Genomic DNA, 22604 nt, shown 5'->3' with positions numbered 1-22604 from the left:
GGGCGGGGGTGGGTGGAGTCAGACATATCCATTACCTCTGCTAGGTCAGACAGCTTTCTCAGGGCTGTTGGCGTCGGGAGTTAAGAAACCCCACCTAGAGGGCCGGACGTATTCCCCTTTCGGGTCTTGTATTAGTCCACTCCCGACATAACAGAGGTTTTTGCGTGCGCGAGTATGCCGCGAGCACAAAAAAGCCGCTGAACTTTCGGGAGCGGTCTAGCCGCTAGGTGATTGAGCGTTTCTTAGGCGCCGGGTACGGAGGCTATGGGCGCACCCGGAAAGTGGCAATGCAGTTACCGCGTGGGAAATGGCTGATCGGCGAGCGGAAACGTGAAGGCAGCGTAGGGTGGATGACGCTCTTTTCATCCACCAGATGAGGCCCGAACCCGCCTCATTCTCCCCAGCGAATAGCGTCGTCCACCAAGCCATCACCGGCCCAATCCAGCGGGTAAATGCCATCCCGCACCGCCCGGTGAAAACTCGAATACGGCCAATCGCACACCCGCCGCACATGCCCGTGTTTCACCGGGTTGATGTGGATGTATTCGAAGTGCCGTTGGTAATCGAGGTCGTCGCGGATCAGGTGTTCCCAATAGCGGCGTTGCCAGATGCCGCGTTCGCCCCGGGTGCGTTGAGCCTCGGTGCGGGATTCGGTGTTGGCCAGGCGTTTGGAGAAGGCGAATTTGATCGAGCGCCAGCGCATGGCGAAGTCGTCGTCGCCCGGTGGCAGGGTCCAGAGGCAGTGCATGTGTTCGGGGAGCACGACCCAGGCATCGATATGGAAGGGGCGGCGGTGTTTGACCGCCTGTACCACGGTGCGCAGCAGGTGGATTTCGCGGACCAGCAGGTCGCTGTGCCGGTTACGCAGGTTGACGGTGAAGAAGTAGGTGCCCCCGCGCATCCGGGCGCGACGGTAGTTGGACATGACCCCTCCTTGAGCCATTGGTGTTGCGGGTGGAAGAGCTGGTGGATGAGAAGAGCGTCATCCACCCTACGCGTTGAAATTGACTCTCAATATGGCTGTCAGAATATATATTTCTTCTACTATGGAACGTTCGTGAGTCGCTCTGAGCTTGAGTTTAGGATGGTTATTTTTGTGTTATTTATTTTGATGTGAGCTTTCTGGAATTGATGGGACTTGATCAATTGCTTTATTAATATGCCTGCTCTTTTTGGGTTTGTATTTTTGGGGCTGTAGAAAAAGGCTTCTAGGGGTAAGAGAAGTACCAATAGCAGGTAGCGTAGTATTGCGAAGAGAAATATGATGAATGCCGATATGGTGATGGTTGTTAGTAGTAATTCTAGAAAATCTTTCCCCTCAAAAAAAATAAAAATATCGTCAATTCTTGCTCCTCCTGCTATTGAGAGAGCTATTGTGCCTGCACAAAGAGCTATCAGCATTGCTAATGTCCTGTTTTTAGAGTCGCTTGAGAATATTAGTTCTGCTAGGTTTTTTTTGTTTATGTCAAGGCTTGGTCTGTATTTTTCTTGAAGCGTAATTATTTTATCAATTTCTTCTGCTATTTTTAGGTATGCGGTTCTGGGAGCGTTAAAGGTATATCCCAGCCACATTTCTTTAAGCTTGTCTATGTCATTTTCTTTTGTTCGAAATGCTTTTTGGCATCGTTTTATTACAGCTCGGTCTCTAAGTGTCTGTAGTCTGAGCCAGCAAATAATAGCAGCGACCTCGAAAATTATGCTTACCAAAAGTCTGTTACTTTGTTTGGTTTCTGCAAATGGCGCGGAATTCTTTACTGCATACCAATAAAAGGATAGAAAAAATAGGATGGTCGAAATGAAAGATAGCCAGGTCCATAAGGATTTTATGGTTATTATTCCTGAGTAAGATTCAAAGCACTGGTGGTATTGGTTGATTATCTGATTTGTATGGTTCATTTGCTTGATGGCTTTACATGCTTTTTGTTGGTTATTCCAAAAGGAATGTGAACTGATGGAAGGGCCGCTGACGCAGGGTCAAGATGAAGTCTTTGGTCATCAAAAAATATATGAGGTTTGAGAACCTCGAGGACAGATCTCTTTTCTATTCCACCCAAGAAGAATGCTTCATTTACTCGTATATTCCAATGGCGCATTGTGTTGATTACTCGCTCATGTGACGGTGCATTTCTCGCTGTAACGATGCTGATATTAAGAACAGGGGTGTAGGCCGGATTTTCTAGCTGCTCTTTTTGCTCAAGCTTTTGTATCACCGATATCTTTTTTAGAAATTCTGCTAATGGGCCGGGATTGTGAGGGGTATTCACAAGGCTTTGCTCGTGCTTATGGAAGTCTGAAAGATTTTGAGTTTTCTGAAATACAGATTCGGCTTGGTCGTCTGCGATCACACCGTCAAAGTCAAATGCAATTCTTAGCTCTTTATCGTCAGGCTCATCGTATGCAGATGTCTTCAATACTTGGCCGGCTGGATAGCCCGCTATCATTGCTTGTTTGACGTCGGTTTCATTTGCTGAGAGAAATAGGCTGATTTTTAACGCAGGGATGTAATTCTGAGGCGACCTACCTTGTAGGAACACAGCCCTGGTCATAGGCAGGGAATGATGCTCAATAGATTTCATCACTCTCATTCCGGTGTCGGGGTCATTTCTTGAAAGCAAAATCACTTCCACTGGTGGGTCTTTGGGGTTCAGCTTATTGAGAGATAGAAGTCTTCTAATGAACGAGAATGCAACGCCGTGAGGAAGAGGGTTGTTATGGTTTTTCCTTTGGTACTCTCGATAGGCGTCCTCTCCTTCAGTTCTAAAGACGTAATCAGACTCCTCTAGGTTAAATAGAGCGCTTGAGGCAAGCCCGATTACGAGTCTGTTATCAAGTTCATAAGGCATTGCAAACTCCAAAAAAAACCCCGCACAAAGGCGGGGTTTTGTCTTTCTTCGCTACCCCGAAAATCCGTATCAGGCAAAGCGTTTTATGTAGTCCTAATGGTTCGACCCGGAATCAATCCCAGCTCAGCGCACCGCCGGTCTGGTACTCGATCACTCGAGTTTCGAAGAAGTTCTTCTCTTTCTTCAGGTCCATGATCTCGCTCATCCAGGGGAACGGGTTGGTGGTGCCCGGGTATTCCTCTTTCAGGCCGATCTGGGTGAGGCGGCGGTTGGCGATGAACTTGAGGTAGTCCTCCATCATCGCGGCGTTCATGCCCAGTACACCGCGCGGCATGGTGTCGCGTGCGTATTCGATTTCCAGTTGGGTGCCCTGGAGGATCATCTGGGTGGCTTCGTCCTTCATGGCGGCATCCCACAGGTGCGGGTTTTCGATCTTGATCTGGTTGATCACGTCGATGCCGAAGTTCAGGTGCATGGATTCGTCGCGCAGGATGTATTGGAACTGCTCGGCGGTGCCGGTCATCTTGTTGCGGCGGCCCATGGAGAGGATCTGGGTGAAGCCGCAGTAGAAGAAGATGCCTTCCAGTACGCAGTAGTAGGCGATGAGGTTGCGCAGGAACTGGCGGTCGGTCTCCGGGGTGCCGGTCTTGAACTCGGGGTCGGAGATGGAGCGGGTGTACTTGAGGCCCCAGGACGCCTTCTTAGCGACGCTCGGGATCTCGTGGTACATGTTGAAGATCTCGCCCTCGTCCATGCCCAGCGACTCGATGCAGTACTGGTAGGCGTGGGTGTGGATCGCTTCCTCGAAGGCCTGGCGCAGGATGTACTGGCGGCATTCGGGGTTGGTGATGAGGCGGTAGACGGCGAGCACCAGGTTGTTGGCGACCAGGGAGTCGGCGGTGGAGAAGAAGCCGAGGTTGCGCATGACGATGCGGCGCTCGTCTTCGCTGAGGCCGTCCTTGCTCTTCCACAGAGCGATGTCGGCGTTCATGTTCACTTCCTGCGGCATCCAGTGGTTGGCGCAACCATCCAGATACTTCTGCCAGGCCCAGTCGTACTTGAAGGGTACGAGCTGGTTGAGGTCGGCGCGGGCGTTGATCATTTGCTTGTCGCCGACCTGTACGCGCGCGGAGGCGCCTTCGAGGTCGTCCAGGCCTTCCTGGATGTCGAGGGCGTCGAGGGCCTTCTTGGCGCGGGCGACGGCGTCGGAGTCAGCGGCGGATACGGCGCGGGCGTCCTGTACGGAGCCGGCGGCCTCGTCATCGAGCTTGTCGGCGCCGGCAGCGGCTGCGGCGTTGGTCGCGGCGTTGGGTTGGGCGGCGGCGGGTGCGGCGGCGTCTTCTTTGTCGAATTCGTCCCAGCTGAGCATCTGTCCTCTCTCCTGGTTGGTTCGGCCGTTCTCTGCCGGCCTGGGTAAATGGTGCGTGGGTGGGTGCACGCTGAAGCTTTTACTGCCGAACTGCTTGTCCGCCGGGGCCTGGTCACGGGCGTCTGTGTCAGCTGCCCGATGGATGCCGCGTTCGCGGTTGACGGTGTTCGGTCTTGCTGCGCGGCCTGGGCCTGCGCGTGTGGCTTCTCTCTATAAGGGAGCGGCCATGAAATTCGGTGGTGCTGTTACTGCTTCCCTGACTCCTCTCCCGGTGGGGGAGAGGAGAGGGCTACTGCGATCCAGCCTTAACGGTTCTCGGTGCGAGTCAGCGCTAGGCGGCTGCCAGGCCGGAGCCCCTGAGCGTACGGCTGTACGTGATGGGGGCCGGCCTGGTGGCCAACAACGCGATGGCCGCTCCGCGGACCGTTACTGGCAGGCTTCGCAGTCGGGGTTGTCGATCGAGCACGCTTGCGGCACCGGAGCCGGTACCGGCGCGGCGGCGGGCGCTGCGCTGAAGCCTTCATCGCTACCGGAGGAAACCGCGTTGAGCTTGCCGGTGTTGATGGTGGACTTCTCGGTGCTGGTGGCGGCCAGGGCACGGAGGTAGTAGGTGGTTTTCAGGCCACGGTACCAAGCCATGCGGTAGGTGACGTCGAGTTTCTTGCCCGAGGCGCCGGCGATGTAGAGGTTCAGGGACTGGGCCTGATCGATCCACTTCTGGCGGCGGCTGGCGGCGTCGACGATCCACTTGGTTTCCACTTCGAACGCGGTGGCGTACAGGTCCTTGAGGTCCTGCGGGATGCGCTCGATCTGCTGCACGGAGCCGTCGTAGTACTTCAGGTCGTTGACCATGACCGGGTCCCACAGGCCGCGGGCCTTGAGGTCGCGAACCAGGTAGGGGTTGATCACGGTGAATTCGCCGGAGAGGTTCGATTTCACGTACAGGTTCTGGTAGGTCGGTTCGATCGACTGCGACACGCCGGTGATGTTGGCGATGGTGGCGGTCGGTGCGATGGCCATGATGTTGGAGTTGCGGATGCCTTTCTGTACGCGAGCACGTACCGGGGCCCAGTCCAGGGACTCGGTCAGGTCGACGTCGATGTACTTCTGGCCACGGGCCTCGATGAGGATCTGCTGGGAGTCCAGCGGCAGGATGCCCTTGCTCCACAGCGAGCCGTCGAAGGTCTCGTAGGAACCGCGCTCGTCGGCCAGGTCGCACGACGCCTGGATGGCGTAGTAGCTGATGGCTTCCATGGACTTGTCGGCGAAGTCGATGGCGGCGTCGGAACCGTAGGGGATGTGCTGCAGGTACAGCGCGTCCTGGAAGCCCATGATGCCGAGGCCAACCGGGCGGTGCTTGAGGTTGGAGTTCTTCGCCTGCGGGACCGAGTAGTAGTTGATGTCGATGACGTTATCGAGCATGCGTACGGCGGTCTTGACGGTCTTGGCGAGCTTGGCGGTGTCCAGCTTGCCGTCGACGATGTGGTTCACCAGGTTCACGGAACCCAGGTTGCACACGGCGATTTCGTCTTTGTTGGTGTTGAGGGTGATCTCGGTGCACAGGTTGGAGCTGTGGACCACGCCCACGTGCTGCTGCGGGCTGCGCAGGTTGCACGGGTCCTTGAAGGTCAGCCACGGGTGGCCGGTCTCGAAGAGCATGGAGAGCATCTTGCGCCACAGGTCCTTGGCGGCGATGGTCTTGTGCAGCTTGATCTTGCCGTAGCCGGCCATGGCTTCGTAGTACTCGTAGCGCTCTTCGAAGGCCTTGCCGGTGAGGTCGTGCAGGTCGGGCACGTCGGACGGGGAGAACAGGGTCCAGGGGCCGTCGTCGAACACGCGCTTCATGAACAGGTCCGGAATCCAGTTCGCGGTGTTCATGTCGTGGGTGCGGCGGCGGTCGTCACCGGTGTTCTTGCGCAGCTCGATGAACTCTTCGATGTCCATGTGCCAGGTTTCGAGGTACGCGCAGACGGCGCCCTTGCGCTTGCCACCCTGGTTCACGGCAACGGCGGTGTCGTTGACTACTTTCAGGAAGGGCACGACGCCCTGGGATTTGCCGTTGGTGCCCTTGATGTAGGAGCCCAGCGCGCGGACCGGGGTCCAGTCGTTGCCCAGGCCACCAGCGAATTTGGACAGCATGGCGTTGTCGTGGATGGCGCTGTAGATGCCCGACAGGTCATCCGGCACGGTGGTCAGGTAGCAGCTGGAGAGCTGCGGACGCAGGGTGCCGGCGTTGAACAGGGTCGGGGTCGAGCTCATGTAGTCGAAGGACGACAGCAGGTTGTAGAACTCGATGGCGCGCTCTTCACGGTCCTTCTTCTCTTCGATGGCCAGGCCCATGGCCACGCGCATGAAGAAGATCTGTGGCAGTTCGAAGCGGATGCCGTCCTTGTGGATGAAGTAGCGGTCGTACAGGGTCTGCAGGCCCAGGTAGGTGAACTGCTGGTCGCGCTCGTGGTTCAGCGCGCGGCCCAGTTTCTCCAGGTCGTAGGTCTTCAGTTGCGGGTCGAGCAGTTCGAACTCGGCGCCTTTCTCGACGTAGGCCGGCAGGGCCTTGGCGTAGAGCTCGGCCATCTCGTGGTGGGTGGCGCTCTCGGCCACGCCGAGGAAGCCCAGGCCTTCGGCACGCAGGGTGTCCATCAGCAGGCGGGCGGTGACGTAGGAGTAGTTCGGCTCGCGCTCTACCAGGGTACGGGCGGTCATCACCAGGGCGGTGTTGACGTCTTTCTCGGCCACGCCGTCGTAGAGGTTCTTCAGGGTTTCGCGCTGGATCAGGTCGCCATCGACTTCGGCCAGGCCTTCGCAGGCTTCGCTGATGATGGTGTTGAGGCGGCCCAGGTCGAGCGGAACGACGCTGCCGTCGGCGCGGGTCACGCGGATGCTCGGGTGCGGCTGGGCGATGTCGGCGGCGCCGCTCTTGCGGGCCTGGGCGCGGGATTCGCGGTACAGGACGTAGTCACGGGCGACTTTCTGCTCGCCGGCGCGCATCAGGCTCAGTTCGACCTGGTCCTGGATCTCTTCGATGTGGATGGTGCCGCCCGAGGGCATGCGACGCTTGAAGGTGGCGGTGACCTGTTCGGTCAGGCGCGCGACGGTTTCATGGATACGCGAAGAGGCAGCGGCAGTACCGCCTTCCACGGCGAGGAACGCCTTGGTGATGGCAACGGTGATCTTGTCGTCGGTGTAGGGCACGACGGTACCGTTGCGTTTGATCACGCGCAGCTGGCCGGGCGCGGTGGCGGCCAGATCCTGGGTGGAATCGGCTGCCTGCGGCGCGTTGGCCTGCGGGTTCTCGCGAGTGGTTTCGGTCTGCATGGGGGTCTCCATGTTCTCTATTTGTTGAGTCGGGCGCGTGAGCGTCCGTCATTCCGTTTTACAAACGCCGCTGGCTCGGCCGGGGCCGGGTTCGTGGCGCTTACTACAAGGCAGGAAGGGCAGGGGACTCGAATGCCTCCCTGGCCCAGCAAGTCTAAGGTCGCTGTGTTAAGGCGCAGCGACAAACACAATACCTAGTGGTGCGACACCCTGGGGTGGTACACCGTTCTTCCGGTTCCAGTCACGTCATTCGTGTCCCGGGCCGGCACTGTCGGCCGGGGCCGCGCAGCGGGTTGGACTCCTAATGCATCACGGGGTTCGAAGCCTGCGAAAAAGGCATTTCGTGCTTGATTCTGATTGTGTCCCGTGATCTAGCCAAACCCAATATGTAGGGGTCTGGCGTGATGGGGGTACAAGATAATGCGCTCTGGGGGGTATTGCAAGGCGAGGGGAACTGGAAAAGCTGTGGATAACTTGTGGGTGAATTGTGGGTGAGGCGGGGAGAGTTTGCGGTAGCCCTCGTGGGGCCTGGCGTACGCCGTTCGTCGCGGCTGCGACACTCTGGAGCGGGCTGTTTCGAGGATGTCGGACGGTGCGCACGCTAACACAATATCTAGTGTTTCGTGGGGTTTTTGGCATGCACTGTGCAGAATGCGGGGCGTTGCTACAATGCCGCCCGTTTCACGGCCTTGATGCAGTCTATTAGGAGTACGTGGTGGAGCAAGAATCCTGGCGCATCCTCATCGTCGAGGACGACCAACGACTGGCCGAGCTGACCCGCGAGTACCTCGAGGGCAACGGCCTGAAAGTGGCCATCGAGTCCGATGGTGGCCAGGCCGTGGCGCGCATTCTCAAGGACCAGCCCGACCTGGTGGTGCTGGACCTCATGCTGCCCGGCGAGGATGGCCTGTCCATCTGCCGCAAGGTCCGTGGCCGCTACGACGGCCCCATTCTCATGCTCACCGCGCGCACCGACGACATGGACCAGGTGCTGGGCCTGGAGATGGGCGCGGACGACTACGTGTGCAAGCCGGTGCGCCCGCGCGTGCTGCTGGCGCGCATCCGCGCGCTGCTGCGGCGCAGCGAGGGCGGCCTGTCCGAGCCTGTCGAGGAGAACGTGCGGCGCCTGGAGTTCGGCCCGCTGGTGATCGACAACGCCATGCGCGAGGCCTGGCTCAACGAGCGCAGCATCGAGCTGACCAGCGCCGAGTTCGACCTGCTCTGGCTGCTGGCGGCCAACGCCGGGCGCATCCTCTCGCGCGAGGAGATCTTCAACGCCCTGCGCGGCATCGAGTACGACGGCCAGGATCGCTCCATCGACGTGCGCATCTCGCGCATCCGCCCGAAGATCGGCGACGACCCCATGCACCCGCGCCTGATCAAGACGGTGCGCAGCAAGGGCTATCTATTCGTCAGGGAGGCGGCCGAAGGCCTGCTTTGAGCCTTATATAAGGAGGCGCCGCTCCGCTTCGGGACGAAGGCGCTCCATTCTCCAGCCGAGAGCGCCATGTTTCCCACCCTAGAAACCACCCGATTCCGCCTGCGGGAAATTGGCCGGGCCGACACCCGCGCCATCTTCCTGGGCCTCTCCCACCCGGATGTGATCCGTTACTACGGCGTCTCCTACGGCAGCCTGGAGGCCACCCGGGTGCAGATGGACTGGTACCGCTCGCTGGTTCGCGAGCGCACAGGCCTCTGGTGGGGCATCTGCCGGCGCGACAACCCCCAGCAGTTGCTCGGCGCCTGCGGTTACCACGATTGGGACCACAGCCATCGCCGTGCGGAGCTCGGCTACTGGCTGATGCCCGAGCACTGGCGCAGCGGGGTGATGCGCGAATGCCTGGAGGCGGCGATCGGCCACGGCTTCGATGCCATGCGCCTGCACCGCATCGAGGCGGTGGTGGACACCGACAACGGTGCCAGCAGCGGCCTGCTGCGCCGCCTGGGCTTCGTCCACGAGGGAGTGCGCCGCGAGTGCGAGTACAAGGACGGGCGCTACCTCAGCCTGGATTGCTTCGGCCTGCTCGAACGTGACGGTGGGCGTCGATGAACTCGATCTTCCTGCGCATCTACGGCGGGCTGCTGATCACCCTGGTGCTGGTGGCGCTGCTGGGCGTGTTCACCTTCCACCAGGTCAACGAGGTGCGCGCCGACCAGTACCGCGAGAGCCTGGCGCGCGGCACCTTCCGCCTGATGTCCGACAACCTCGAGCCCATGACCGCCATCGAGCGGCGTCGCGCCCTGGTGCTGTGGAGCCGGCTGATGGGCATCCCCCTGGCGCTGCAGGACCTGGACGAGGATCGCCTCGACAGCGGCGTGCGCAGCCGCGTGCTGCGCAAGCAGGTGCTGGTGGAGCAGACCGGCCCCCACGCCGCCAAGGTCTACAGCCTGGTCAGCGAGCAGGAGCACCTGGTGCTCACCGGCGAGGTGCAGCAGATCAGCGAGCAGCTGGCGCGCGCCACCGTCTACCTGCTGATCGACGAGCTGGTGCGCTTCCCGGTGCGCGAGCAGCCCCAGCGCCTGGCGGCCTTGAAGGAGGGCAAGGAGTTCGGCTTCGACCTGCACCTGATCACCCTCAAGGACGCCGACCTGGATGAGGACCAGCGTCGCCGCGTGGACGAGGGCGACACGGTGATGGCCCTGGGCAAGGGCGGCGATTCGGTGCGCATCTTCGCCGGCATCGTCGACACGCCCTGGGTGCTGGAGATCGGCCCGCTGTACCTGATGAACCCCTACCCGCCGGAGCTGCTGGTGCTGATCGGCCTGCTCGGCCTGAGTTTCATCGGCCTGACCATCTACCTGCTGGTGCGTCAGCTGGAGCGCCGCCTGCTGGGCCTGGAGAGCGCCGCCACGCGTATCGCCCACGGCAAGCTGGATGCCCGCGTGCCGGCCAGGGGCGCCGACTCGGTGGGGCGCCTGGCGGCGGCCTTCAACGGCATGGCCGAGCAGTTGCAGCAGCTGTTGTCGGTGCAGCGCGAGCTGGTGCGGGCGGTCTCCCATGAGCTGCGCACACCGGTGGCGCGCCTGCGCTTCGGTCTGGAGATGATCGCCGACGCGGAGACCGAGAGCGCCCGGCGCAAGTACATGGAGGGCATGGACGGCGACATCCAGGAGCTCGACAAGCTGGTGGACGAGATGCTGACCTACGCCCGCCTGGAGCAGGGCACGCCGGCGCTGAACTTCCAGCGCGTGGACCTGGATGCGCTGTTCGACCAGGTGATCGCCGAACTCGCCCCGCTGCGCGTCGCCGTGCGCGTGGAGCGCGGCCAGTGCCTCACCGCCAGCGGCGAGGGCGCCTGGGTCGAGGCCGAGCCGCGCTACCTGCACCGCGCCCTGCAGAACCTGGTGAGCAATGCCATGCGCCACGCCGAATCGCGGGTGCGGCTGAGCTACCAGATCGGCCACAAGCGCTGCCGCATCGATGTCGAGGATGACGGCCCCGGCGTGCCGGAAAGCCACTGGGAGCGCATCTTCACCCCCTTCCTGCGCCTCGACGACAGCCGCACCCGCGCCTCCGGCGGCCACGGCCTGGGGCTCTCCATCGTGCGGCGGATCATCTACTGGCATGCCGGCCGCGCGCAGATCGGCCGCAGCGATGGTCTCGGTGGCGCACGTTTCAGCCTGGTCTGGCCCCGCCGCCAGGGCGATGGGGATTTGCCGCCGTAGATTGCACACAGCCCGTAGGATGGGTAGAGCTTCGCGAAACCCATCACCTCCGAAACGATGGGTTTCGTACCTCGCGGAACGCCGCCCGCCCCATCCTGCGTCGAGGCCGGGTCGGGCTTTTGTGAGAGTGGTTCAACCGCACGAGGAAGCCGATCAAGAAAAAGGGACGAAGCCCGCAGGCTCAGGCGCTGATCAGCGCACCGCCACCAGGCTCAGCAGCCGGTCGTCATACAACTGGAAATGCCCCTCCAGCTCGCTGCCCGTCATCCACTCCCCAGCCAGGTCGATCAGCAGCCGCAGTCGCGCGGTTTGTGTGGTGCCGTCCACCGCCAGCAGCTCGGCGTCGTGGAAGTAGAAGCGCTTGCCCACCAGCGGGTAGAGCGCCTTGAACAGGCTTTCCTTGAGGGAGAAGGTCAGGGTCACGCGCTCGGCCTGTTCTTCGGCGGGAAGCAGGGCGAGGCGTTGCAGCTCGGCAGGGGTGAGGATCTCCTCGGCCAGGCGCAGGGCGCGCTCGGTTTCCAGGCGCTGCTCCATGTCCAGGCCCAGGCCGCGCCAGTCCGCCTGGCGCGCCACCAGCGCCGCGGCCCAGCCGGCGCCGTGGGTGATGGAGCCGCTGATGCCCGCCGGCCAGATTGGCGCGCGGTCCTCGCCGGTGCCCGGCACGTCCGCCCGGCCGGTCAGCGGCAGCAGCGCCGCCCGGGCACAGAGGCGGCCGGCCAGGTACTCGGCGCGGCGCTTGGCCACCGAGCGCTGGATGTTGGCGGGCGCCGCGATGGCGCAACGGTCGAAGTCGTGGTCGGCGAGCTGCGCCGGGTCGAAGCGGCAGGCGCGCAGGGCGATGCCGGGCAGCGCGGTGGCGAAGGGCCAATCGGCATCCAGCGGGGTGCAGAAAGCGGGGAGGGCAGGCGTCATGGGCGCATTCTGCCGTGCCGGCCCGACGGGAGCCAGCGCCCGTGCCGGTTACATATGTTTGCAATCGGGTTACCAAAGCTAAACGGATGCCTGGCGGCCTATTTGCCAGACTAGCGGCGCGTTTCTTCTGGAACGCAGGTGAGGTTGTAGCTTGGAGTCCTGGCCACTGGTCGACTCCGGGCGTTTTCTCTGAATCGAGAACGGGAGCCCTTTTGGGGCTCCCGTTTTTTTTTGCCCCGGGCGGCGTATTCAGTGGGTCCCCGCGTTCGCGGGGATGACGGTTTGTGCCGAGGACTTTCCGCCAACCCGTCACTCCCGCGCGCGTCCTCGTGTCCATTGCAGATCGTTCAGCCGAGGTTCAGTGAGGGTTCAGGGGCGGTTCAGTGCCCCGCCGGCAAGATGGCTCCCGTGTTCAAGCACGAATCGAAATCCATCGGAGGAACGCCTCATGAAAACCATCCTGACTCCTATCGCTCTCGCCGCCGGCCTGGCCTTCGCCGCCACTTCCGCCCAGGCTGCCGACCCCTTCGTCGGCCTCACCTGGGGCCAGACCAACAACAACATCCAGAACTCCTCGGCGCTGAATGCCAACCTCGGTGACCCGAGCCTGGACAAGGTGATCCACAAGACCGGGACCTGGGGCGTACGCGCCGGCCAGATGGATGACAACGGCCGCTACTACGCCACCTACGAGAACTTCTCGGACACCGACCGTGGCAACAAGCTGCGCCAGCAGAACCTGCTCGGCAGCTACGACGTCTTCCTGCCCCTGGGGGACAACAACACCAAGCTGTTCGGTGGCGCCACCCTGGGCCTGGTCAAGCTGGAACAGGACGGTGTCGGCATGCGCCGCGACAGCGACATCGGCTACGCAGCGGGCCTGCAGGCCGGTATCCTCCAGCAGCTGAACAAGAACACCTCCATCGAGGCCGGCTATCGTTACCTGCGCACCAACGCCAGCACCGAAGTCGCGCCCCATGGTGGCGAGAAGCTCGGCTCGCTGGACCTGCACAGCAGCTCGCAGGCCTACCTGGGCGCCAGCTACAAGTTCTGACCAGTGCCACGCACGGCCGGGCCCAGCGCCCGGCCCTTGCCTGAGGAAATGCAGATGAAATTGCTGGTTGTGGAAGACGAGGCGCTGCTGCGCCATCACCTCCATACGCGCCTCGGCGAGCAGGGGCATGTGGTCGACGCGGTGGCCGACGCCGAAGAGGCGCTGTACCGCGCCAAGGAGTACCACCACGACCTGGCGGTGATCGACCTCGGCCTGCCCGGCATGAGCGGCCTCGATCTCATCCGCCAGCTGCGCAGCAGCGACAAGGTCTTTCCCATCCTCATACTCACCGCGCGCGGCAACTGGCAGGACAAGGTCGAAGGCCTGGCCGCCGGTGCCGACGACTACGTGGTCAAGCCGTTCCAGTTCGAAGAGCTGGAGGCGCGCCTCAACGCCCTGTTGCGGCGCTCCTCGGGCTTCGTCCAGTCCACCATCGAGGCCGGCCCGCTGCTGCTGGACCTCAACCGCAAGCAGGCGCAGATCGACGGCGCGCCCATGGCGTTGACCGCCTACGAATACCGCATCCTCGAATACCTCATGCGCCATCACCAGCAGGTGGTGGCCAAGGAGCGGCTGATGGAGCAGCTCTACCCCGGCGACGAGGAGCGCGACCCCAACGTCATCGAGGTGCTGGTGGGGCGCATCCGCCGCAAGCTGGAGGGCGAGCACGGCTTCAAGCCCATCGAGACGGTGCGCGGCCAGGGCTACCTGTTCACCGAGCGCTGCCGTTGAGCCACGCGGCCAGCCCCCGCCGTCGCGCCGGGTTTTCCCTGCGCCTGCGCCTGATGCTGGGCGCCACGGCGCTCGCGGTGCTGTTCATGCTGGTGCTGCTGCCCCTGCTGCGCAGCGCCTTCGACTACGCCCTGGACCAGGCCATCGAGAAGCGCCTGGCCGCCGACGCCAGTGCCCTGATCGCCGCCGCGCGCATCGTCGATGGCCGCCTGGACATGCCGGACAAGCTGCCCGACGAGGAATTCGACAACCTCGACGCCACCCAGCTCGGCTACATCTACGACAGCGAAGGCCGGCTGGTCTGGCAGTCGCGTTCCTCTGCCGATGAATCCGTGCACTACGAGCCGCGCTACGACGGCCGTGGCCACGAGTTCACCCGCGTGCACGATGTGCGCGGCCGCGAGTTCTTCGTCTACGACGTGGAGATCGACCTGCTGCGTGGCCAGGCCGCCGCCTTCAGCGTGGTCACCATGCAGCCGATGAGCGACTACCAGGTGATGCACGACGGCTTCGTCCACCAGCTCTACCTCTGGCTCGGCGCCGCCCTGGTGCTGCTCCTGACCCTGCTCTGGTTCGGCCTCACCTGGGGCTTCCGCAGCCTGCGCCGGCTCAGCGAGGAGCTGGACCAGGTGGAAGCCGGCGCCCGCGACTCCCTCAGCGAGGAGCACCCGCGCGAACTGCTGCGCCTCACCGGTTCGCTCAACCGCCTGCTGGAAAGCGAGCGCCAGCAGCGCGAGCGCTACCGCAATTCCCTCGACGACCTGGCCCACAGCCTGAAGACCCCGCTCTCGGTGTTGCAGGGCGTCAGCGAGACCATCAACAAGTCGGCCAACCCCGAGCAGGCGCATGTGCTGCGCAGCCAGATCGAGCGCATGAGCCAGCAGGTCGATTACCAGTTGCAGCGCGCCACCCTGCGCAAGAGCGGCCTGGTGCGCCACCGGGTGCGCCTGGCGCCGCTGCTCGACCTGCTCTGCGAGGCGCTGGACAAGGTCTACCGCGACAAGAAGGTGCAGGTCGAACGCGCCTTCGACCCCGCCCTCGACGTGCCGGTGGAGCAGGGCGCGTTGCTGGAGCTGCTCGGCAACCTGCTGGAGAACGCCTACCGCCTGTGCCTCGGCCGCATCCGCGTCAGCGCCGTGCAGGGCGCCGGCTTCTGCGAGCTGCGGGTGGAGGACGACGGCCCGGGCGTGCCGGTGGACCAGCGTGCGCGCATCCTCAAGCGCGGCGAACGCCTCGACGCCCAGCACCCCGGCCAGGGCATCGGCACCGCCGTGGTCCGCGACATCGTCGAGAGCTTCGACGGCGAGCTGGCGCTGGACGACTCCAGCCTCGGCGGCGCCGAGTTCCGCATCCGCCTGCCGCTGCACTGAGGGGTGGCGGGTTTTCCCCGCTCATCCGGCTTTCTTCCTGGTGGCGGCTGTTCGCGGCGCTGGCAGGGGGCTCCTGGTGCTCATCCACGGGGCGCCGTCCGGCGTTCCGTCCCTCCTGTCACCTGCGTGATTCCGAAGACCCACTAAGCTGTGATGCGCCTCCGCGCCCGCGTGCATCCACGTGGGGGGCGATGCGCGCGAATTTTTTTCGACGGGTTGTCGAAACCGGCGAAGCCCGTTCGACTAATGGACAGAACCGCCAGCCTGGCGGGCATGAAACCTGACAGAAGGAGCGACACGATGCGATTCATGGTGATGGTCAAGGCGACGAAGGAATCCGAAGCCGGCGAAATGCCCAGCGAAGAGCTGCTCGCCGCGATGGGCGCGTACAACCAGGAACTGATCGACGCCGGCATCATGCAGGCGGGCGAAGGGCTGCACCCCAGTTCCCGGGGGGCGCGGGTGACCTTTTCCGGCAGCAGCCGCACGGTGACCGACGGTCCCTTCGCCGAGACCCGCGAGCTGGTGGCCGGCTACTGGATCTGGGAAGTGGAATCCCTGGAGAAGGCCATCGAGTGGGTCAAGCGTTGCCCCAACCCGATGAGCGGCGAGTCGGACATCGAGATCCGCCAGATCTTCACCGCCGAAGACTTCGGTGCCGAATTCACCCCCGAGCTGCGTGAGCAGGAAGAACGCCAGCGCGCCCAGATGGCCGCCAGCCAACAACAATAAGGAGACGACCATGCGTATCAATGCCTACCTGATCTTCGCCGGCAACTGCCGCGAGGCCTTCGAGTTCTACCACCAGACCCTGGGCGGCGAGCTGCAGGTGATGACCTTCGGCGAATCCCCGGCGGCCGAACACGTGCCCGCAGAGTTCCACGACCGCGCCATCCACGCCTGCCTCTGCGTCGGCGACCAGTCGCTGATGGCCTCGGACACCACGCCGGAACACCCCTACGACGGCATCCGTGGTTGCTCGGTGTCGCTCAACGTCGATTCCATCAAGGAAGCCGAGCGCGTGTTCGCCGCGCTTTCGGCCGGTGGCAAGGTGCAGATGCCGCTGGAGGCGACCTTCTGGGCCGCCCGCTTCGGCATGCTCGAAGACCGCTTCGGCGTGCCGTGGATGGTCAACTGCGAGAAGGATCAGTAAGCCGCGCAAACGCGCAGCGACTGTGTCGGGCGTCGGTTTCGTCGGGCGCTGTCACTCGTCCTCGGCGGACTCGAGCAATTGCTTCGGCACTTCGCTGCGCAGCATCAACTGGCATTGCTGGCTGTCCGGGTCGAAGACGATCACCGCCTGCTTCTTCTCCAGGGCATGGCGGACGCGGGCGACGCGGGTTTCCAGCGGGGTTTCGTCGCCGTTGTCGGTGCCGTCGCGGGTGACGAAGTCCTCGATCAGGCGGGTCAGGGTGTCGGCTTCGAGCAGGTGGTGGGGAATCAGCATGGTGGACCTCGGGGGCAGGCGGCGATCCTAGCGCGATGACCGCCGCGACGCCATGCGCGGGCGTCGGCTCAGGCCGAGTGCTCCTGGCCCTGGCGCACCAGCAGGCGGTCGAGGGTGGCGAAGAGCAGGGCGCTGTCCAGCGGCTTGCCGAGGAAGTCGTCCATGCCGGCCTCGGCGCCGGCGTCGCGGTGTTCGTCGAGGATGTGCGCGGTCAGCGCGACGATGGGCACCGCCGGCAACTGGCGGCTGCGCTCGAACTGGCGGATGCGCCTGGTCGCCTCGAAACCGTCCATCTCCGGCATCTCGCAATCCATCAGGATCAGTTGCACGCCGGCCGGCTCGCGCTCGTATTCGTTCACCGCGGCCACGCCGTTGGCCACGGTGCGCACGCGGTAGCCGCGCTTGCGCAGGAAGCCCTGCACCACCAGCTGGTTCACCGGGTTGTCCTCGGCCACCAGGATGCAGGGCGCCGAGCCCGCGTCGCTGAAGGCCTCGCTGAGGATCGGGCGCGGCTCCTGGCGGCGTTCCTGGTAGAGGTCGGCGAGGGCTTCGCGCAGGGGCACCACGGCCAGCGGCTGGGCCATGGCGATCAGGCGCAGGCCGTTGCTCTGGGGCAGGTTCTGGCACTGCTCGGGCGGGCACAGCAGGAGGATGCGCTGCCCCGGCTCCAGGCGCGGGCGCAGGGAGTCGAGCCAGTGCGCGGCGCTGCCCGGCCAGGGCGCCACCAGCACCAGCAGCGGCGGCACGGCGAAGTCGTCGAGGTACTCGTGCAGGCGCTCGGGGGTCTGGCAGCGCTCGGTGCGCATGCCCCAGCGACCCAGCAGGCGGCTCAGGGCGTCGAGGCCGAGGCCGTCGAGGGAGGTGAGCAGGGCGGTCTTGCCCTTGAGCAGGCGCAGCAGTTCGTCGTCTTCCTCGGTGCCTTCCTGCAGGGGCATGTCGAAGGCGAAGCGGGTGCCCTGGCCTGCGGTGCTCTGCACTTCGATGCGCCCGCCCATCATTTCCACCAGCTCCTTGCTGATGGCCAGGCCCAGGCCGCTGCCGCCGTAGCGGCGGGTGGTGCTGGAGTCGCCCTGGGCGAAGGAGTCGAACAGCTGGGACAGCGCCTCGTTGCGGATGCCGATGCCGCTGTCGCTGATGGCGAAGATCAGGTGCGGCTCGCCGAGTGAGTTGGAGCGGCGGCAGACGTTCAGCGCCACATGGCCCTCGGCGGTGAACTTGAGGGCGTTGCTCAAGAGGTTCATCAGCACCTGCTTGAGGCGCGTGGGGTCGCCCTTGATGCGCCGTGGCACGCCACTCTCCAGGCTGATGTAGAGGCGCAGGCGCTTGTCCAGGGCCTGGGCGGTGAACAGGCTGAGGGTGTCGGAGAGCAGTTGCTCCAGGTCGAACTCGATGTGTTCCAGGGTCAGCTTGCCGGACTCGATGCGGGCGTAGTCGAGGATGTCGTTGATCACCGCCATCAATGCGCTGCCGGAGCTGGAGATGGTGTCGACGTAGAAGCGCTGGCTGCGGTCCAGCGGGGTTTCCTTGAGCAGTTGCAGCATGCCCAGCACACCGTTGAGCGGGGTGCGGATCTCGTGGCTCATCTTGGCCAGGAAGCGGCTCTTGGCGCGGCTCTCGACATGCGCCTGCTCGGCGGCCTGGCGCGAGCGGAAGCCTTCTTCCTTGAGGGTGTTGATGCGGTCGGCGAGGCCGATGGAGAGGGTGATCAGCTCGATGGTCACGCCGATCTTCACCACCGTGGCGCCGAAGATGCCCAGCACCTCCACGCCCAGCGAGCCGGTGGTGGCCTGGATGAAGGCGAACAGCAGGATGCCCCAGGCCAGGGTGTAGTGGGAGCCGTAGCGCACGCCCCGGCGCCAGACGTAGATGCCGGCCAGCAGCAGCAGCAGCGAGACGGCCGAGACGGTGAGGCTGGCGAGGATGTTCCAGGCCTGCAGGCCGATCACCGGTGCCGAGACGAACACCGCCAGGGTCGCCAGCATCGCCACCCGCAGCGTCGTGTCCAGGCGCGGGAAGTACTGCTTGGCGTGGAGGAAGTGGCGGCTGAACTGCACGGCGGTGAGGCAGTGCAGGTACATGAGGATGTAGATGCTCACCGACTGGAAGGCCACGTGTTCGGGCAAAAGCTTGAACAGCATGCCGTCGAAGCAGGCGGCCAGCAGGCCGACGTTGAGGTTGTAGGCCAGGTACCAGAGGTAGGCCGACTCGCGCAGCGAGATGTAGAGGAACAGGTTGTAGAAGAACATGGCGAACAGCACGCCGTAGAAGGCGCCGTTGAACCCCATGAGGTTTTCCTGCGCCGCCGCGCTGGCGCCGTAGGTGCTGAAGAACAGCGGCACGAAGAGGGTGCTGGTGCTTTCCACCCGCAGCAGCAGGGTGTTGGTGCCCGGCTGCAGGTCGAGGGGGAACCAGAAGTTGCGCACCTGCACCGGGCGCTGGGCGAAGGCGAAGCTGTCGCCGCTCTCCTGCTCCTGCAGGTGGCCGTCGGGTTCGAAGAGGAAGACCTTGATGTGGTCGAGCAGCGGGTAGTTGGCTTCCAGGTAGCCCGACAGCGGGTGCTGGCGGCTGTTGACCAGGCGCACCTTGAACCACCAGACCGAGCTGTTCTTGCCCATGTTCGCGTGCTCGCCGTGCACCGGGGTGAAGGCTTCGTCCGGCAACTGGCGCAGGTCGGCGAGCTGCAGCTTGCCCTCGGGGTCTTCCAGGTAGCCCATGAAGGGGCTCAGCGACAGGCGCAGGTCCTCGCGGTCCAGGGGTGCGCTTTGCAGCGCCCAGACCTGGCCGGTGAGGCAGAACAGCAAGAGCGCCAGACAGAGGCGAGGCATCCTTTCACCCCATTGTTTTTATTCACCCGTGGCCTGGCACTTTGCCTTTATGTGAGGTGGCCTTCAAGCGTCGCTTTCGCCCTTGCCCACGAGACTTCCGACAGTCGGTACGCGGGTGTCGTTTTCCATCTGCGCGGTGTGTTCCAGCTGGTGGCTGAACGGCTCCAGGGAGTTCTGCGCGGCGTCGGCGTCGCTGGCGAACACCGGCGGGCTCATCATGTAGGCGCCCAGCAGGCGGGCCATGGCTTCCAGGCTGTCGATGTGGGTGCGCTCGTAGCCGTGGGTGGCGTCGCAGCCGAAGGCGAGGAGGGCGGCGCGGGTGTCGTGGCCGGCGGCGATCGCCGACTGGGCATCGCTGTGGTAGTAGCGGAACAGGTCGCGACGGACGGGGATGACGTTCTTCTCGGCGAGCTTCAGCAGGTGCCGCGAGAGGTGGTAGTCGTAGGGGCCGGCGGAATCCTGCAGGGCGACGCTGACGGCGTGCTCGCTGGACTGCTGGCCGGGGGCGACCGGGGCGATGTCGATGCCGACGAATTCGCTGACGTCCCACGGCAGCGCGCCGGCGGAACCGGAGCCGATCTCCTCGGTGATGGTGAACAGCGGGTGGCAGTCGATGGGCGGCACCAGCTTGGCTTCGGTGATGCCCTTGAGCGCGGTGAGCAGGGCGGCGACGCCCGCCTTGTCGTCCAGGTGGCGGGCGCTGATGTGGCCGCTCTCGGTGAACTCGGGCAGCGGGTCGAAGGCGACGAAGTCACCGATGCACACGCCGAGGGATTCGCAATCGGCGCGGGTCGAGCTGTAGGCGTCCAGGCGCAGTTCGATGTGGTCCCAACTGATGGGCATGCTGTCCACTTCGGTGTTGAAGGCGTGGCCGGAGGCCAGCAGCGGCAGCACGCTGCCACGGATCACCCCGGTGTCGGTGAACACGCTGACGCGGCTGCCCTCGGCGAAGCGGCTGGACCAGCAGCCCACCGGCGCCAGGGCCAGGCGGCCGTTGTCCTTGATCTGGCGGACGATGCCGCCAATGGTGTCCAGGTGCGCCGCCACCGCGCGGTCGGGGCTCTTCTGCCGGCCCAGCAGGGTGGCGCGGATGGTGCCGCGACGGGTCAGCTCGAAGGGGATGCCCATCTCCTCCAGGCGCTCGGCGACGTAGCGCACGATGGTGTCGGTGAAGCCGGTGGGGCTGGGGATGGCGAGCATCTCCAGGAGCACCTGGCGCAGGTAGTTGATGTCGGGTTCGGGGAGTTTTCTGGCAGTCATGGCGTCTCCTTTGCGAGGTGCCGGGCCCATGGGCCCGGGACTCAGGACAGCGGCTGGCTGAGGGGGAACAGCAGGTCGATGAAGCGCTCGGCGGTGGGCTGCGGCTGGTGGTTGGCCAGGCCGACGCGCTCGTTGGCCTCGATGAACACGTAGTCGGGCTGGTCGGCGGCGGGCACCAGCAGGTCCAGGCCCACCACGGGGATGCCCAGGGCGCGGGCGGCACGGACGGCCGCCTCGCCCAGGCGCGGATGGAGGATGCCGGTGACGTCTTCCAGGGTGCCGCCGGTGTGCAGGTTGGCGGTGCGGCGCACGGCGAGGTGGGTGCCCTCGGGCAGCACGTCGTCGTAGCTATAGCCGGCGTCCCTGAGGGTGCGTTCGGTCTCCTCGTCGAGGGGGATGCGGCTTTCGCCTCCGGTGGCGGCCTGGCGCCGGCGGCTCTGCGCCTCGATCAGCGAGCGGATGCTGCGCTGGCCGTCGCCGACGATCTCCGCCGGGCGGCGGATCGCCGCCGCGACCACCTCGTAGCCGATCACCACGATGCGCAGGTCATGGCCCTGGTGGAAGCTCTCCAGCAGCACGCGGCTGTCGAAGCGCCGGGCGTTGTCGATGGCCGCTTCCACCTCGGCGGCGCTGCGCAGGTTCACGGCCACGCCATTGCCCTGCTCGCCGTCCACCGGCTTGACCACCAGGGCGCCATGTTCGGCGAGGAAGGCGGCGTTCTCCTCCGGCGTGCCGGCCAGGCGCTGCGCCGGCAGACTGAGGCCGGCGCGGGCCAGGGTGCTGTGGGTGAGGGTCTTGTCCTGGCACAGGGTCATGCTGACGGCGCTGGTCATGTCCGACAGCGATTCGCGGCAGCGCACGCTGCGCCCGCCCTGGCTGAGGCTGAAGAGCCCGGCGCGGGCGTCGTCGACGCGCACCTCGATGCCGCGGCGGTGGGCCTCGTCGACGATGATGCGCGCGTAGGGGTTGAGGTCCTCTTCCGGGCCGGGGCCGAGGAACAGGGTCTGGTTGATGCCGTTCTTGCGCTTGATGGCGAAGGTCGGCAGGTCGCGGAAGCCCAGCTTGGAGTAGAGCGCCTTGGCCTGGCGGTTGTCGTGCAGCACCGAGAGGTCGAGGTAGGCCAGGCCACGGCTCATGAAGTGCTCGATGAGGTGGCGCACCAGGGCCTCGCCGACGCCGGGGCGGTTGCATTGCGGGTCCACCGCCAGGCACCAGAGGCTGGAGCCGCCTTCCGGGTCGTGGAAGGCCTTGCGGTGGTTGAGGCCCATCACGCTGCCGACCACCTGGTTGCTCGTCGAGTCCTCGGCCAGCCAGTATACCGGGCCGCCCTGGTGGCGCGGGGTGATGGCGTCGTGGTCCACCGGCAGCATGCCGCGGCTGCGGTACAGCTGGCTGATGGCCTGCCAGTCCTCCTCGCTGTGGGCGCGCCGGATACGGAAGCCCCTGAAGGCCCGGCGCGCCGGGCGGTAATCGGTGAACCACAGGCGCAGGGTGTCGGAGGGGTCGAGGAACAGCTGTTGCGGCGCCTGGGCCAGCACCTGCTGGGGGGCGGCCACATAGAGGGCGATGTCGCGCTCGCCGGGGCTTTCGGCCAGCAGCTCGCGGGCCAGGCTGGCCGGGTCCGGGTAGGTGTGGCCCAGCAGCAGGCGGCCCCAGCCGCAATGCAGCACCTGGACCTGCTCGGCCTGTTCGTCCTTGTGCTCTTCCGCCAGGCGTGCCTGCAGGCGCTCGTAGGAGGGCGCCTGGCCGCGCAGCAGACGCTGGCTCTGCACGTACTGCTGGCTGGTAAAGAATTTCATCGCGAATCTCTC

At 64.3% G+C, this 22604-nt stretch carries 18 protein-coding genes; 8 read left to right on the top strand and 10 right to left on the bottom strand.

Features of this window, described 5'->3' with window-relative positions; translation table 11 throughout:
- Positions 1 to 391 precede the first annotated feature (391 nt).
- The 5 genes from DMX10_RS23595 to DMX10_RS23580 form a co-directional block, all read right to left on the bottom strand.
- Complete coding sequence (locus DMX10_RS23595; protein WP_111263369.1) at positions 392 to 925, bottom strand: transposase; 534 nt, start codon at positions 923 to 925, stop codon at positions 392 to 394.
- Between the two features lie 119 nt (positions 926 to 1044).
- Complete coding sequence (locus DMX10_RS32600; protein WP_158545622.1) at positions 1045 to 1707, bottom strand: hypothetical protein; 663 nt, start codon at positions 1705 to 1707, stop codon at positions 1045 to 1047.
- 185 nt (positions 1708 to 1892) lie between these two features.
- Positions 1893 to 2843, bottom strand: coding sequence for a 5'-nucleotidase (locus DMX10_RS23590; protein ID WP_111263368.1), 951 nt, complete (start codon positions 2841 to 2843; stop codon positions 1893 to 1895).
- 112 nt (positions 2844 to 2955) lie between these two features.
- Positions 2956 to 4212 (bottom strand): ribonucleotide-diphosphate reductase subunit beta, encoded by a 1257-nt coding sequence (locus tag DMX10_RS23585; RefSeq protein ID WP_111263367.1) that lies wholly within the window; start codon positions 4210 to 4212, stop codon positions 2956 to 2958.
- 426 nt (positions 4213 to 4638) lie between these two features.
- Positions 4639 to 7527, bottom strand: a complete 2889-nt coding sequence (locus DMX10_RS23580; RefSeq protein WP_111263366.1) for a ribonucleoside-diphosphate reductase subunit alpha — start codon at positions 7525 to 7527, stop codon at positions 4639 to 4641.
- Between the two features lie 715 nt (positions 7528 to 8242).
- Between DMX10_RS23580 and DMX10_RS23575 the strand changes: the two genes are divergently transcribed.
- The 3 genes from DMX10_RS23575 (at position 8243) to DMX10_RS23565 (ending at position 11193) form a co-directional block, all read left to right on the top strand.
- Complete coding sequence (locus tag DMX10_RS23575) at positions 8243 to 8968, top strand: response regulator (RefSeq protein WP_111263365.1); 726 nt, start codon at positions 8243 to 8245, stop codon at positions 8966 to 8968.
- A 66-nt stretch (positions 8969 to 9034) separates the two neighbouring features.
- Positions 9035 to 9577: a GNAT family N-acetyltransferase gene (locus DMX10_RS23570; protein WP_111263364.1), complete on the top strand. Its 543-nt coding sequence runs from the start codon at positions 9035 to 9037 to the stop codon at positions 9575 to 9577.
- Positions 9574 to 11193 carry an ATP-binding protein gene (locus DMX10_RS23565; protein ID WP_111263363.1) on the top strand — a complete coding sequence of 540 codons (1620 nt, stop codon included), beginning with the start codon at positions 9574 to 9576 and terminating at the stop codon, positions 11191 to 11193. The genes DMX10_RS23570 and DMX10_RS23565 overlap by 4 nt, the downstream gene beginning before the upstream one ends.
- 192 nt (positions 11194 to 11385) lie before the next feature.
- On the opposite strand, the gene DMX10_RS23560 is transcribed toward DMX10_RS23565, so the two are convergent.
- Complete coding sequence (locus DMX10_RS23560) at positions 11386 to 12105, bottom strand: 4'-phosphopantetheinyl transferase (RefSeq protein ID WP_111263362.1); 720 nt, start codon at positions 12103 to 12105, stop codon at positions 11386 to 11388.
- 448 nt (positions 12106 to 12553) lie between these two features.
- Between DMX10_RS23560 and DMX10_RS23555 the strand changes: the two genes are divergently transcribed.
- From DMX10_RS23555 to DMX10_RS23535, 5 genes are all read left to right on the top strand, one after another.
- Positions 12554 to 13159 (top strand): outer membrane beta-barrel protein, encoded by a 606-nt coding sequence (locus DMX10_RS23555; protein WP_111263361.1) that lies wholly within the window; start codon positions 12554 to 12556, stop codon positions 13157 to 13159.
- Positions 13160 to 13213: 54 nt separating this feature from the next.
- Positions 13214 to 13891, top strand: coding sequence for a response regulator (locus DMX10_RS23550; RefSeq protein ID WP_111263360.1), 678 nt, complete (start codon positions 13214 to 13216; stop codon positions 13889 to 13891).
- Positions 13892 to 13944: 53 nt separating this feature from the next.
- Entirely contained in the window at positions 13945 to 15261 is a 1317-nt protein-coding gene (locus tag DMX10_RS23545) for an ATP-binding protein (protein WP_111263372.1), read from the top strand.
- A gap of 300 nt (positions 15262 to 15561) precedes the next feature.
- Entirely contained in the window at positions 15562 to 15993 is a 432-nt protein-coding gene (locus DMX10_RS23540; RefSeq protein WP_111263359.1) for a YciI family protein, read from the top strand.
- A 10-nt stretch (positions 15994 to 16003) separates the two neighbouring features.
- Positions 16004 to 16414, top strand: coding sequence for a VOC family protein (locus tag DMX10_RS23535; RefSeq protein ID WP_111263358.1), 411 nt, complete (start codon positions 16004 to 16006; stop codon positions 16412 to 16414).
- A gap of 51 nt (positions 16415 to 16465) precedes the next feature.
- Here the strand turns inward: DMX10_RS23535 and DMX10_RS23530 are convergent, their stop codons facing one another.
- The 4 genes from DMX10_RS23530 to ngg form a co-directional block, all read right to left on the bottom strand.
- Positions 16466 to 16708 (bottom strand): YheU family protein, encoded by a 243-nt coding sequence (locus tag DMX10_RS23530; RefSeq protein ID WP_111263357.1) that lies wholly within the window; start codon positions 16706 to 16708, stop codon positions 16466 to 16468.
- Between the two features lie 68 nt (positions 16709 to 16776).
- Positions 16777 to 19533 (bottom strand): hybrid sensor histidine kinase/response regulator, encoded by a 2757-nt coding sequence (locus DMX10_RS23525; protein WP_111263356.1) that lies wholly within the window; start codon positions 19531 to 19533, stop codon positions 16777 to 16779.
- Positions 19534 to 19596: 63 nt separating this feature from the next.
- The gene (locus tag DMX10_RS23520) at positions 19597 to 20793 is read right to left on the bottom strand and encodes an osmoprotectant NAGGN system M42 family peptidase (protein WP_111263355.1); all 1197 of its coding nucleotides are present in this window, start codon (positions 20791 to 20793) and stop codon (positions 19597 to 19599) included.
- Between the two features lie 41 nt (positions 20794 to 20834).
- Positions 20835 to 22592, bottom strand: coding sequence for an N-acetylglutaminylglutamine synthetase (gene ngg / locus DMX10_RS23515; RefSeq protein ID WP_111263354.1), 1758 nt, complete (start codon positions 22590 to 22592; stop codon positions 20835 to 20837).
- Positions 22593 to 22604 lie beyond the last annotated feature (12 nt).

Origin of the sequence: Pseudomonas sp. 57B-090624 (genome assembly GCF_003234055.1) — a bacterium.
Lineage (GTDB): Bacteria > Pseudomonadota > Gammaproteobacteria > Pseudomonadales > Pseudomonadaceae > Metapseudomonas > Metapseudomonas tohonis.
This window is presented reverse-complemented; position numbering and strand designations above follow the sequence as displayed.

What these genes read in the sequence shown, in the direction of transcription:
- DMX10_RS23595 (WP_111263369.1), bottom strand. Translation starts at nt 925, where the DNA reads ATGTCCAACTACCGTCGCGCCCGGATGCGCGGGGGCACCTACTTCTTC.
- DMX10_RS23590 (WP_111263368.1), bottom strand. Translation starts at nt 2,843, where the DNA reads ATGCCTTATGAACTTGATAACAGACTCGTAATCGGGCTTGCCTCAAGC.
- DMX10_RS23585 (WP_111263367.1), bottom strand. Translation starts at nt 4,212, where the DNA reads ATGCTCAGCTGGGACGAATTCGACAAAGAAGACGCCGCCGCACCCGCC.
- DMX10_RS23580 (WP_111263366.1), bottom strand. Translation starts at nt 7,527, where the DNA reads ATGCAGACCGAAACCACTCGCGAGAACCCGCAGGCCAACGCGCCGCAG.
- DMX10_RS23570 (WP_111263364.1), top strand. Translation starts at nt 9,035, where the DNA reads ATGTTTCCCACCCTAGAAACCACCCGATTCCGCCTGCGGGAAATTGGC.
- DMX10_RS23565 (WP_111263363.1), top strand. Translation starts at nt 9,574, where the DNA reads ATGAACTCGATCTTCCTGCGCATCTACGGCGGGCTGCTGATCACCCTG.
- DMX10_RS23560 (WP_111263362.1), bottom strand. Translation starts at nt 12,105, where the DNA reads ATGACGCCTGCCCTCCCCGCTTTCTGCACCCCGCTGGATGCCGATTGG.
- DMX10_RS23555 (WP_111263361.1), top strand. Translation starts at nt 12,554, where the DNA reads ATGAAAACCATCCTGACTCCTATCGCTCTCGCCGCCGGCCTGGCCTTC.
- DMX10_RS23550 (WP_111263360.1), top strand. Translation starts at nt 13,214, where the DNA reads ATGAAATTGCTGGTTGTGGAAGACGAGGCGCTGCTGCGCCATCACCTC.
- DMX10_RS23545 (WP_111263372.1), top strand. Translation starts at nt 13,945, where the DNA reads ATGCTGGGCGCCACGGCGCTCGCGGTGCTGTTCATGCTGGTGCTGCTG.
- DMX10_RS23540 (WP_111263359.1), top strand. Translation starts at nt 15,562, where the DNA reads ATGCGATTCATGGTGATGGTCAAGGCGACGAAGGAATCCGAAGCCGGC.
- DMX10_RS23535 (WP_111263358.1), top strand. Translation starts at nt 16,004, where the DNA reads ATGCGTATCAATGCCTACCTGATCTTCGCCGGCAACTGCCGCGAGGCC.
- DMX10_RS23530 (WP_111263357.1), bottom strand. Translation starts at nt 16,708, where the DNA reads ATGCTGATTCCCCACCACCTGCTCGAAGCCGACACCCTGACCCGCCTG.
- DMX10_RS23525 (WP_111263356.1), bottom strand. Translation starts at nt 19,533, where the DNA reads ATGCCTCGCCTCTGTCTGGCGCTCTTGCTGTTCTGCCTCACCGGCCAG.
- DMX10_RS23520 (WP_111263355.1), bottom strand. Translation starts at nt 20,793, where the DNA reads ATGACTGCCAGAAAACTCCCCGAACCCGACATCAACTACCTGCGCCAG.
- ngg (WP_111263354.1), bottom strand. Translation starts at nt 22,592, where the DNA reads ATGAAATTCTTTACCAGCCAGCAGTACGTGCAGAGCCAGCGTCTGCTG.